Annotated in this window: 11 protein-coding genes; 5 read left to right on the top strand and 6 right to left on the bottom strand. The window is 35.2% G+C overall.

Annotation, left to right across the window (positions count from 1 at the left end; genetic code table 11):
• Positions 1-258: 258 nt before the first annotated feature.
• Both F6U93_RS04935 and F6U93_RS04930 read left to right on the top strand, forming a co-directional pair.
• On the top strand, positions 259-2,403 hold the full coding sequence (locus F6U93_RS04935) for a M3 family metallopeptidase (protein ID WP_150937420.1): 2,145 nt from the start codon (positions 259-261) through the stop codon (positions 2,401-2,403).
• A gap of 179 nt (positions 2,404-2,582) precedes the next feature.
• Positions 2,583-3,233, top strand: a complete 651-nt coding sequence (locus F6U93_RS04930; protein WP_150937418.1) for a peroxiredoxin-like family protein — start codon at positions 2,583-2,585, stop codon at positions 3,231-3,233.
• A gap of 20 nt (positions 3,234-3,253) precedes the next feature.
• On the opposite strand, the gene F6U93_RS04925 is transcribed toward F6U93_RS04930, so the two are convergent.
• Complete coding sequence (locus tag F6U93_RS04925) at positions 3,254-3,595, bottom strand: DUF190 domain-containing protein (RefSeq protein ID WP_150937416.1); 342 nt, start codon at positions 3,593-3,595, stop codon at positions 3,254-3,256.
• Positions 3,573-4,895, bottom strand: a complete 1,323-nt coding sequence (locus tag F6U93_RS04920) for a voltage-gated chloride channel family protein (RefSeq protein WP_150937414.1) — start codon at positions 4,893-4,895, stop codon at positions 3,573-3,575. The genes F6U93_RS04925 and F6U93_RS04920 overlap by 23 nt, the downstream gene beginning before the upstream one ends.
• 263 nt (positions 4,896-5,158) lie before the next feature.
• Here F6U93_RS04920 and F6U93_RS04915 point away from each other — a divergent pair, with 263 nt between their 5' ends.
• Together F6U93_RS04915 and F6U93_RS04910 are read left to right on the top strand one after the other, a co-directional pair.
• On the top strand, positions 5,159-5,404 hold the full coding sequence (locus tag F6U93_RS04915; protein ID WP_150937411.1) for a hypothetical protein: 246 nt from the start codon (positions 5,159-5,161) through the stop codon (positions 5,402-5,404).
• Between the two features lie 156 nt (positions 5,405-5,560).
• Positions 5,561-5,914: a DUF1801 domain-containing protein gene (locus F6U93_RS04910; RefSeq protein WP_150937409.1), complete on the top strand. Its 354-nt coding sequence runs from the start codon at positions 5,561-5,563 to the stop codon at positions 5,912-5,914.
• A 271-nt stretch (positions 5,915-6,185) separates the two neighbouring features.
• Here the strand turns inward: F6U93_RS04910 and F6U93_RS04905 are convergent, their stop codons facing one another.
• The 4 genes from F6U93_RS04905 to F6U93_RS14925 all read right to left on the bottom strand — a co-directional run bounded on the left by F6U93_RS04905 (position 6,186) and on the right by F6U93_RS14925 (position 11,046).
• Positions 6,186-8,420 carry a TonB-dependent receptor gene (locus F6U93_RS04905; protein ID WP_150937407.1) on the bottom strand — a complete coding sequence of 745 codons (2,235 nt, stop codon included), beginning with the start codon at positions 8,418-8,420 and terminating at the stop codon, positions 6,186-6,188.
• 10 nt (positions 8,421-8,430) lie between these two features.
• Positions 8,431-9,723: a tetratricopeptide repeat protein gene (locus tag F6U93_RS04900; protein ID WP_150937405.1), complete on the bottom strand. Its 1,293-nt coding sequence runs from the start codon at positions 9,721-9,723 to the stop codon at positions 8,431-8,433.
• Between the two features lie 91 nt (positions 9,724-9,814).
• Positions 9,815-10,369: a DUF4331 family protein gene (locus F6U93_RS14930; RefSeq protein ID WP_150937404.1), complete on the bottom strand. Its 555-nt coding sequence runs from the start codon at positions 10,367-10,369 to the stop codon at positions 9,815-9,817.
• Positions 10,370-10,395: 26 nt separating this feature from the next.
• Positions 10,396-11,046 (bottom strand): DUF4331 family protein, encoded by a 651-nt coding sequence (locus tag F6U93_RS14925; RefSeq protein WP_150937402.1) that lies wholly within the window; start codon positions 11,044-11,046, stop codon positions 10,396-10,398.
• 147 nt (positions 11,047-11,193) lie between these two features.
• Here F6U93_RS14925 and F6U93_RS04885 point away from each other — a divergent pair, with 147 nt between their 5' ends.
• A complete protein-coding gene (locus tag F6U93_RS04885) occupies positions 11,194-12,366 on the top strand; it encodes an LETM1-related biofilm-associated protein (protein WP_150937400.1) in 1,173 nt (390 codons plus the stop codon).
• The last annotated feature ends 16 nt before the right edge of the window (positions 12,367-12,382 follow it).

The following is a 12,382-nucleotide window of genomic DNA, read 5'->3' as shown; positions in this document are numbered from 1 at the left end:
ATATCCAATTTAACTTAATGACTATCGTTCGTTAACGAGTGCCGTCTCTCCGATAAAAAAAGTCAACTAAAAACCTACAAACAGAAACTCATCTTTATATAGTTAATAATTTCATACAAAAACGAAACTCAACACTACAAAAAGAAACACAAAACACTCTAAACAATGTAAAATTAAAACAAAAATTAAGCATTTTTACGTATATTGCATCCTTTTGACACGATTTTCATTTTGTTTCAATTTTCAATATCTTTATTCATGATTTCTAAAAGCATTAAAACCACTGTTATTTGTAGTATCATCTTATTTTCAGCTTGTAAAAAAGACAAAACTCAAGACACCGAAAAAACAATGAGTGACAATGTACTCCTTCAAGAATGGACTGGCCCTTATGGCGGCGTTCCTGCCTTTGATAAACTTCCTGTTGAAGCTATAAAACCTGCCATGGTAGAAGCTATGGCACTCAATCTTGCTGAAATTGAAACCATAGCTAATAATACCGAAGCTCCTACTTTTGAAAACACCATTGTTGCAATGGAAAGTGCTGGAAAAACGCTTCAACATGTATCAACCTACTATGGTATTCTAAGCAGTAACTTATCTTCTCCTGAATTTAGAGAGATTCAATCAGAGCTCGCCCCAAAGCTTTCAGAATTCAGATCAAAAATTTCACAAAACGAAAAGCTTTTTAAACGCATAAAAACGGTCTATGAGGCTTCACTTACAACGCCTTTAGAGCCCCAAGCGCAACGTACCGTATTTCTAATCTATAAAAGGTTTGAAATGAATGGTGCTAATCTCAATACTGAAAAGAAAAAGCGCTATGCTGAAATTAACAAAGAACTATCTTCACTATATACGGATTTTGCTAACAACGTTTTACATGACGAAGAAAACTACATCACTTATTTAACTGAAGATCAACTCGAGGGTTTATCTGATGGTTTTATCAAATCGGCCGCTAAAACTGCAAACGACAAGGGCGAATCAAATAAATACGCCATAACAAACACACGATCTTCGATGGATCCTTTCCTAACTTTTTCTGAAAATCGTGAATTACGAAAACAAGTTTGGGAAAACTATTATTCAAGAGGCGATAATAATGATGAATATGACAATAAAGCCATTATAGCCAAAATATTAAAACTTCGTAGAGAACGTGTTGGCCTTATGGGCTATAAAAATTATGCAGAATGGCGTTTACAAGACCGCATGGCAAAAACACCAGAAAACGCTATGCAACTCATGATGGCGGTTTGGCCAGCTGCGATTGCAAGGGTTGAAGAAGAAGTTACCGATATGCAAGACATTGCCAATGCGCTAGGTGATAACATTACGATTGAACCTTGGGATTACAGATTTTATGCTGAAAAAGTGCGTAAAAAGAAATACGATTTAGATAGTGAGGAAGTCAAGCAATATTTACAACTCGATAAACTTACGGAAGCCATGTTTTTTGTTGCTGGCGAAATCTTCAATTATAACTTCACGCAAGTTCCTGAAGATTCTGTCCCTGTTTTTCAAGAAGATGTAAAAGTTTGGGAAGTTACCGATAAAGACACCGGGAAACATATTGGTTTATGGTATTTAGACCCTTATACCCGCAAAGGAAAACGTTCTGGTGCCTGGGCTACAACTTACAGAAGCTCATCTTCTTTTGAAGGCGAAACCAATGTACTAGCTTCTAATAATTCTAATTTTGTAAAACCTGCGCCTGGTGAAGCTGTTTTGGTGTCTTGGGACGACGCGATAACTTTTTTCCATGAGTTTGGCCATGCTCTGCATTTTTTCTCTGCAGATGTAAAATACCCAACATTGAACGGAGGCGTTAGAGATTACACTGAATTTCAATCGCAACTTCTAGAACGTTGGTTATCGACCGATAAGGTAATTAACAACTATTTGGTGCATTATAAAACCGGAGAACCAATGCCGAAAAGTTTAGTTGAAAAAATTAAAAATGCAGCTACGTTTAATCAAGGTTTTAATACAACAGAGTATTTAGCCTCGGCATTAATCGATATGAAAATACACCTTGCCGATCCAGAAAACATTGATGTGGCTACATTTGAACGTGAAACCTTAAAAGACCTAGGTATTCCTAAAGAAATTCCTATGCGCCACCGCACGCCGCAGTTTAGTCATGTATTTTCAGGTGAAGGTTATGCAACAGCGTATTACGGTTACATGTGGGCCGATGTATTAACCAGCGATGCTTCAGAAGCTTTTGCAGAAGCTCCAGACGGTTTTTATGATAAAAATGAAGCAAATAAATTAGTAAAATATCTTTTTGCACCACGTAATGCCGTAGATCCAGCCGAAGCCTATAAACAATTTAGAGGTCGTGATGCAACGATTGATGCCTTAATGCGCGATCGTGGTTTTCCTTTGAATAAATAGTAAAACATCAAGCTTAAAAGAATTAACAAGTTAAGTTGAGCAAAGCTGAATCCTTAATTCAAAGAAACAAAAAAACTTCTCGACTCCGCTCAAAGCCCGTTAAGACAGAGCAATTTTACAGATGTTCAAGCGGAATCGAGAACATTTTCATAAAGAACACATTATAAGAAACAAGCCAAATGAAAACATTAAAAGCACAAACCGAAGCGAAAATTGCTGCTGGCCGTCAAGCCAAACCAGAATTCATGCAAGGCGTTGATGACATTATAAATGAAGCAAAAACACTTCAACAAGGTGATAAAGCCCTAAAAGTTGGACAAAAAGCACCAAATTTCGAACTTCCTAATGCAGAAAACACATTAATAAATTTAGAAAACTTGATTAATAAAGGCCCTGTTGTTGTTACTTTTTATCGTGGTGATTGGTGCCCATACTGTAATTTACAACTTAGAGCTTTACAAAACAGACTTTCTGAAATCCACGAACTCGGAGCAACCTTAGTTGCTGTGAGTCCGCAAGTACCTGATGGTTCTTTATCTGAGTCAGAAATTAGCAAAATGGAGTTTACCGTCTTATCTGATCAAGATGCTAAAGTAGCAATTCAATACGGCGTTGCTTGGAAAGTTCCTGAATTTTTGGCCGAGCACATGCGTGTAGATCGTAATCTTGATTTGGACAAAATCAACAATGGTGACGGCAGTATCTTACCCATTCCTGCAACTTTTATATTAGATACTAACGGCACTGTAGTTTGGCGCTACGTTGATGTGGATTACAGAACACGCTCTGAACCAAATGATATCATTGAAGCTTTGAAAAATTTAACGTAAACGATAGTTTTATTGAAAACTCACTTCAATAAAACTTCATTTTTAACCATCAAAATTTTAGTGTTTTGAAGCAACACTTTTTCTTCGTCTAAAAAAGCATTGATTTTTTCTTCGGAATCTAGAATTTCAATAAGATGCGGATGCTTATTGTTTCGAATTTCATGTTGTCCCCAATTAACATTCTGGTCATTCAAATACCCTTTACTCACATTAAGATGTAATACTTGATGTAAACCAAAGTTTTTGGCACGTTTCAACAAGACTTCTGAAAAATCTGAACCATATAATTTCTTCCAAAAAGAATTATTTTCAATTTTTTGTCCGTATTCAAAATAGATTCTAATGGTTATCAAATTCTTCATGTTTCGTTCTTTTATCTTTAATTTCAGAGAGGTGCAGTCCCTTCTCACGCAGGAAAGAGTTGTTTTTCGGACTTCCAATAATTTGAGATGAATACACGCCTGAATGCCCTGAAAACAAATAAGCTGTAGAACAGGCTAAGGCAATAAAAACACCCGATTCAATCCCAAAAAGCTCAATACCCATTACTGTACAAGCAATCGGTGTATTAGTAGCACCTGCAAAAACCGCCACAAAACCCATTCCCGCTAGTAAGCCCATGGGTAAAGGGATAAACCATATTAACACATTTCCTAAGGCAGCTCCAATAAAAAATAAAGGCGTGACTTCGCCGCCTTTAAACCCTGCTCCAAGCGTAAATGAGGTGAATAGTAATTTCAGAATAAAATCGTATGAGTTAAGCTCAACATTAAACGCATCAACAATAGTAGGAATACCCAAACCAATGTATTTTGTAGTGCCCATCAAATAAATAGTCACCGCCAATATCACACCACCAACTACAGGCCGCAAGGGCGGATATTTAATAAACTTCCCAAATAAGTGCCCCCAAAAGTGTGTTGATTTTGAGAAAAGCATGGCTACGAGTCCGAAAATAATCCCTGCCAACAAACACCACAAAACATTTATCGGCGTCATTTCAGCAACGTTACTGATCGTATAATGGGTATGCGACACCTTCCAAATATGACAAAAGTAATTAGCGAAAATCGCCGCCATAAAACTAGGAATAATAGCATCGAGGCGAATTCTTCCGAGGATTAAGACTTCCAAAGCAAAAATTCCTCCCGCTAAAGGCGTTCCGAACACTGAGGCAAAACCTGCACTAATACCGGCAATTAAAAGAATTTTTCTATCGCGATTCGTTAATTTTAAAATCTTGGTGAGTCTATCGGCAATCGCCCCTCCTACTTGCACTGCGGTACCCTCTCGGCCAGCCGAACCACCAAACAAATGAGTTAAAACCGTACCAAACAATACGAGTGGTGCCATTCGAAAAGGGATAATCTTTTTAGGTGAATGAAATTCTTCGAGCAACAGGTTATTGCCTTTAACCACACTACTCCCGTATAAATGATAAGACAGCCCTATGATAAAACCACCAATAGGTAAAAACCAAATAATCCACTGATTAGACTCGCGATAATCTGTAGCCCATTCTAAACTTATTAGAAAAAATGCTGAAACACTACCTACAATAGCCCCTAGAACTGCACAAATTAAAGTCCATTTTAGAAGGTATAGCAAGGAAGGGATTTGCTCAATGGAAAATAAAAATTCTTTGGTTTTAGTTTTAGTCATATAGTGTTAATGAACGCTTCTAAATTAGCAATTAATTCTTTAGAAAGCACAGGTGGTTCCTACTGAAACGATTTAAGGCAGAGCGCAATGCCATAAGTCTATCACAAATATAAATTAAAAAAGGTTTAAAATAAGGGTTCTAAAATTGTTAGAATTTAAGAGCTATTCTGTTTAATTGTTTATTTTAGTAGTATTGAAAGCATATTCTTTCGTGACACCCCATTATTTCCTACTTAAAAGTTGTAAACTAACTAAACTAAGAAATGAAATTAAACGAAAAAACTACAGAAAGACTTGCCGAAGAATTAAGAGCATTAAAAGTTGTGAATTCCGTTTTAATAGGCCTTTTAAGTATTCTCTTTATGGTTACTGTTTATGGGCTCCTGAAAAAGAATGATACTGGTGTTTTTAGTGCACTAATTGTTGTACCCATAGCATCAAGCTTAATAGTGCTTTCAAGTTTTGGAAAAATGAAAAAAATAAAAGCAGAATTGGAATCCAGAAAATAATTAATTCGGAGTGACATCATGTATAAAACAGTTGCCATATACATGAAGTAATCAATTACTTAATTGATGCGATTAGCTGAATTTAGCTGCCTACTTTGGTTTACTAATTGGAGAAATTAGTATTTTAGTATAACAAAACCCGAACAACTACCAACCATGTCCAATAACGAAACGTACTATTTCAAAAAAGACGAACCTATAAAAAGTTGTGTATTGGCCATGCGTGATATATTGCTTCAATTTGATAGTAACATCGCCGAAACCACTAAATATGGCATGCCTTGTTTTTGTTACAAAGGGAAAATGTTTTGCTATATCTGGACCGATAAAAAAACCTTGGAACCTTATTATTTAATTGTTGAAGGCCATAAAATTGAACATCCTAATTTGGAGGCTGGGAACCGCACCCGTATGAAGATTTTTAGAATAAATCCTAATGAAGACTTACCTATAGAAACTATTCATAGCGTTTTGAATTTGGCACTGGATTTTTACGAAAAAGTAGATTGAAGGGGTGAGTATTTGTTTGATTTGCAGTAAGCGTATTAATTCGTAGCAAGAATCAAAAGTTGATTAGATGAGAGTGGCACCTTGAGGGAATCGCAAAGGTGTTTTTCCCTGAGATTATCACGCTACACCATTTCAAACCCCTATACCCTACTAAAAAAGATAGTACTTCATATTTTCAAATTACTAACTTCAACTAACAAAAAAAGTGCCCAATTATAAATAACTGAACACTTTCCAACTTAACATAAACCTAAAAGTCAAGTATTAACATTTAAAAACGGTAGGACACTGTGCCTTTGGCAAAAAATGGTGTACCTGGTGTAAAGTGTATTTCAGTAACCGGTTGTGGTTCATTTTGTAAGCGAGATTCTGTAGCGAACTGAGTTTCATTCCATTCTATATCAAAAAGATTTTCTATTGCCACCCCTAGAGTAACTTTTCCCATGGTGTAATTCAGATTAAAATCTGTAACAAAATAACCTTCAGCAACAATACTATTATCTTCATTTGCTGGTCTATCATCAATAAATCTATATCGTAAACCACCTGAAAAGTTTTTCCAATTATTAAGTGCCAATCCGCCCGTTAAAGTAAAACTTGGTGCTAAAGGAATGTAATCTTCACCCTTAGGCTCTTCAACACTTCTAGCTTTGGTTAGCGTTGCATCGGTATCAAAAAACAACCAATCATTCAACTGGTAACGCAGTCCTAAATCTAATCCGAAACGCTCTGTTTTTCCGCTAGGCTCAACAATACCTGCATCTCCAACATAAACGAATTCCTGTTCTAAAAACAAGTACCATAAAGCAGTATTAACGACCAACTTAGAGCTTGGCTTCCAAATATTTCCAACATCAATGCCATAAGCTCTAGGTAAAATATCATCAATTTGATTGTCTAAAACCACACGGGCATCATTTGAATGAAATCCTATTCCCGACTTCACATACAATTGTAAATTATCTTTTGCGGCATAGAAAAAATTCAATTTTGGAGATACAATTGTTTTTGTTTGTGCTAGGGTTTCATAATCGGTTTGCAGTTCATCATTATACATAAACTTAAAATAATCCAAACGTAATCCTGGTGCAACGGTTAATTTTCCAAACTCAAAATCTGCGTTAGCAAACCCATTAATATTAGTTTGGTTAATATCTCCCAGTTGTACATATTCTAAAGTTGTTGTTCTATTCAATGTTTTAGACAACTCGGTGTCGTTAGTTATATCCTGCCTAAGACCTAAACCAGATGTGATTTTAACTTCTGTATCTCCTAGTCGCGTATCATGAATTAACATGCTATTTAAACCAAAAATATCTCGATTTTCTTTTTGTTTAATTTGATCCCCATTAATAGGATCTTCAAGAAAAAAAGTGAAATTTGAATACAATTCAAATTGATTTTTCACATAAAAGGCATTCGTTTTTAATAACGATTTCTCGGAAACTTGCTTGGTATACTCCACATTTAAATTGGTACGCTGTGTGTTTCCACCTTCAGTATCATCAATAGCTCCAAAACGGGTAATATCTCCATTATCCACCTCACGTTGCGGAATTTGCCCTGAAGCATCCCAACGGCTAGTAAAATGAGAAATAGTTAGCGAAAGTTTATCATTTTCGGGAGAAAACATCACGTATTTTCCAAACATATTGAGCCTATTAAAATTTTGAGGCGATTCAAAAGGGCCGTCGGTTGCAATATATTCTACAGCCGCATAAGCATTTTGATTGGGTGTATTATCTAACAAATCAAACATCCCCAAAGTTCTCAGCGAGTTAAATTGTCCAACTGATAAGGCTACCGTACTTTCCCCTAAATAATCTTTAGTGGAAAAATCGATATAACCAGCCGTATCAAAATCACCTTTATGAGCATAATAGGGACCTTTACCAAAATCGATATTATTTACCGTTTCTGGAATAATAAAATGCAAATCACTATACCCTTGACCATGTGCATGAGACACCATATTAACAGGCATGCCATCCACATTAATAGCTACATCGGTTCCATGATCAATATCAAAACCTCTTAGAAAAATCTGCTCAGCTTTTCCGCCTCCCGCATGCTGACCAATAATTAGCCCAGGTACTTTACGTAATATTTCTTGAGATGAATTTACAGGTGTGGTGCTTAAGTCTAGCTTAGCAATCGTGTTTAACGGATTTAATGCTTCACGAATTACCAATTCTTCTAACTGAAGTATTTTATCCTTTAAAGTAACCCGTAATTTTGTTTCGAAATTTGCAGCTTCTAAAACCAAAATTTGATTCTTGTAACCCAAAAGCCCTAATTTTATAGAATCGCCTACTTGACTATCTTCTAAAATAAACAAACCGTTTTCTGAAGAATGCGCATGACTTTGAGAATTCAAATTATACACATAAACAGCTTCCAAAGGTTGTTTTTCAGCATTTACCACAACACCTTTAATGTCTTGTGCATGCATCGTGCTAAATGCTAAACAAACAACTAAAAAAGTGAACTTATTTAAAAATTTCATGTATTGAAGATTATATATTGATAATATTTTTTTCCTGTAATGGTCCTAATTCAAAAACACTTTCTAGCAATTCTTTTTTCAAATTTTGTGCTTCCTTTTCCTTACCATTTACTTTAAAAATTTCTGCCAAATGCAGTAAAACATCAGGTTCTGAAGTTTTCCCTACCACATAACTTTCTGCAACTTGCAGGGCTTTTTTATAATCTCCCTTATTGTAGTAAGTCCACGCCAATAAATCATAAGACGCTGGTGTTGGTCTGTTGTCAATTTCTTCTAAAGCTATTTTTAAAGCTTCTGTAGTTTGTTTTTTATTTTCAGCATAGATTAATGCGTTGTATTTATTATACATAGCTCCGTATCTAGGATTTTCTACAACCTTTTTATATAAATTAACATATTTATTTTGCGCTTCTGTGTTGCCTTGATACTCTGCAATTTCAGCCATTAATAGATATATATCTGGAGATTTATAGTTTTCTGTAATACAGTTTAAAATACGTAAAGCTTCTGCTGGCTTCTTTTCATAAGAATATACAACCCAAGCAATACCCTTCTTTGCGTAAGCATCATTGGGGTCAATTTCTAAAGCCTTTAAATAATATTCATAAGAAATTTCAATTTCTCCTGCATGACCGTAATAATCGGCCAAATTGGTATAAACCCACTGGTTTTTTGACGGTAAATTGGATAATTCTGCAATAATTTTTGCTTTTTCAAGGTATTTAATCGCAGCGTCTAAATCCCCTCTATGGTCTGACCATTTTGACAAACGGATGAGATAATCAAAATCTAAATCTTTTCTAATTTTTTCTAAATATGTTTTGGCTAAATCATAGTTACCTAGTTCCAAGTAAATATCAAATAACATCTTTTCACTGCCTTTTAAACCTTCACCATTAACCTCTGCTTCTTTTAATAGGGTTAACGCTTGCGTGAATTTATGTTGTGAAATATAATTTCTAGCCAAGGCTCTTAAATATGCCGCTTTGTTATATCCTGTTGCTTCGTTAGCTTTAATTAAATATTTTTCTGCCTGAATTAAGGCTTCAATACGCCCGGTACTATTAAAAATCTGAGTTTGAGCAGCTGCTGCTTTTACAAAATAAGGAAACTGATTGGGAGCTTCTTTCAATTTATCTTCCCAAAATTTCAAATCATCTAAAGCTATTTGCAACCCTTCATTTTTAGAGGTTTCTATATATGGTTGATAATCCTGTGCGTGCGCTATTTGTTTGGGCTCTTCGTTACAGCTCACTAAAAGCGCTATTGAAAGAACACATATAATGTATTTAAAAGGTTTCATAATAAATGTTTTTTAGGTTTTTTAAGTTAAAATATCTCCAGGAACAAACCGTTAAGCCTGCCCCCGGAGAGAGAGGTTGAGAGAGATGTCTTTAATGCGGACTGGCTAAGTAAGGAAACGAGGTCAAAAAGGTTTTATCATTGGCATCCACATTATCGTTTGATAATCCTGGATTTTCCATAAAATCCTCTCCACCAAAAATTAACAATAGTTCTACTGTAATCACATCATCACCTAACGCACGACCCGTTAATACATTAGTACCATCGTAAAATGTTGTGGTTCCATCTAAAGATACATTCAACACATCTGTAGCTAGAAGACCTGTAAAAGCAGCAGCATCTTGTCCTAAAGCATTCATATCTCCAGGGTTTTCAAAAGCTGGACTTAAGGCCATTAAATTACTTTGAAATTTGCTTTGGAAAGCGGCATCTTGATTTGAAGGTACAGTTACATTGAACATGTCTTTATCGGCAGAGGCTACAAAAACAGTATTTATTGCAGGTCTTCCCATTTGATCTTCTTGACTAAAAGTTCCTGAAAAATCTGGTTCTGGCATCATGCCTTGGTCATCATCATTATTAGAACAATTAAAAGCTATTAACGAAACCGCTAATACGGCTAATATTTTATTTAAAGTTTTCATTTGATTATATATTTAAGTGGTTATTATTATTTTCTTTTAGATTCTACCCATGTATTAATGGTGCCCGATCCACCGATCATAGATTTTGGCACTTCAACCACAACAGACATCACATTGGTACCTTTAAAAGTATCTGCTCCAGGACTATTGAAACTGGTTGCATTTCCTGCAATAATTTCTGAATACTGAGCGAAGTCCATAAAGAAAGGATCGTCACGAGGGCCCGCAAAGAATTTCATTCCTTCATTAGAAGTTATTTTCGGACTTGCTCCATAGCTAGAAATATCAACAACTCCACCTGTTATAGCCTGTGTTTCTATGGTACTTTTTAAACCTGTTTGCGATGGCGCAACAGGCCCAAAAAAATACATTTTACCATCTTTGGGAATGGCTTGAATCACTAAATCTTCAACATTGTCCTGATCGGTATCAATATTAAATTCTACCAATACATTTTCATCAAATAATGCTGCACTTGTAACAGAAGGACTCAACAAGCCCTGAAGGTTTGCTACAAAAACCAAATTGTCTGTGTTTTCGCCTTGAAAGGCATAAAAATCGGTAATATCACTATTACCTCCTTGTACTGCAGGTGCATCAATATGATCTGCTGCAACTATGAAGAAAACCGCTAAGGCGATCACTCCAATTCCTAATACTGTTTTTAAATTTTTCATAATATTCGAGATTTTAATTAGTTATTTTTTGACTCTCACCCATACCTACGAAAAAAAGAAAATAGCGGTTTTGTTAAAGTTTTGTTAAAGCGATTATTGTGAGTTTTAATTTTTGAAAACATTACTTTTGCTGTATAAATATATGTCATGAACCCATCGTCTGCAGGCTGGATAAACAAGCTACTTAAAGAACTAAACAACTTCAATCTGTTTTTAAAATACAGTGAAGATGAGTTTTACATCACCCTAAGACATTGTGGTTTTATTTATGGCAGCAACCTGGATATTGTTGCACAAAGTATTGCTAAAAAAGACCTTACGGAAGAAGAAATTTGCAAAACCAACCTGGTACTAGCCTTGCTTTACGCGCATGAAAAGTCTAAAAGCAAACTACCATTCATTGAAAGTGTTATTAATTTTTACACCAGCATAAACGAAATTAAAACATCCCTTTTTAAGGATATTTTAAGCGGAAAAAAGTCAAGTGAGCAGTTGGAGAACATCATTCATAAACGTGTTCACATCAATGACAATATTCTCACAAAAAACTTCAATTACTTTGTTATAAATGCCCTACTCTATGTTGATGTTCTAGCATATTCTGAATATTTAAAACAACAAAGCATCTCTAAAGATTACTTGAAAAACATTGAAGCTTCTATTGTTTCGATAACCTTAGGCGTTTTAAATTCTAAGGACATTAAAAACCAATATGAAGACAGTTTAATCAAACTATTTGAAGCTTCGCTACGCTATAGTGACCGCAGTTATATTGATTACAACCAAGCCCTACTCTATTTAAAAAATCCGTTTGAAAAGCAATATATTTTAGACTTAGCTTGTATGGCCACTTGGGGCGACCGTATGATTGATACCGATGAGCATCAATTTTTAGAAACTTTAGGCTTAGATATGGGGATAAACCTATTTACCATACATCAGTCTATAAAATCGGTGAATCGTTTTTATACCGAAAATGAAAAAAGTATTGCGCTTTTAAGTTCATCAAATATTGTACAGACCTTTTACAACAACTCTAGTAAAATGGTAGTTAAACTCATTAGTAGGAACAGCAAACGTATGTACCATGAAATTAAGGAAAGTAAGGAGCTTATGGTGCTTATTTCACAATCTACCACACGCGAATTAACCAAAGAAGAGCAAAAAAAAGTACAGGAGCAGTTGTTAGATATTTTTAAATCCATTCCTAGCTTGGCTATCTTTTTATTACCTGGAGGCGCTATACTACTGCCTTTAGTGGTTAAATTCATTCCCAATTTACTGCCATCTGCTTTTGACGAAAACAGGATTGAGCATTGAATAAAGTGATTATTGT

The sequence above is a fragment of the Pseudotamlana haliotis genome (genome assembly GCF_008806375.1).
GTDB lineage: Bacteria > Bacteroidota > Bacteroidia > Flavobacteriales > Flavobacteriaceae > Pseudotamlana > Pseudotamlana haliotis.
Note: the sequence above shows the minus strand (reverse complement) of the source record. Positions and strands in the feature narration are given on the sequence as shown.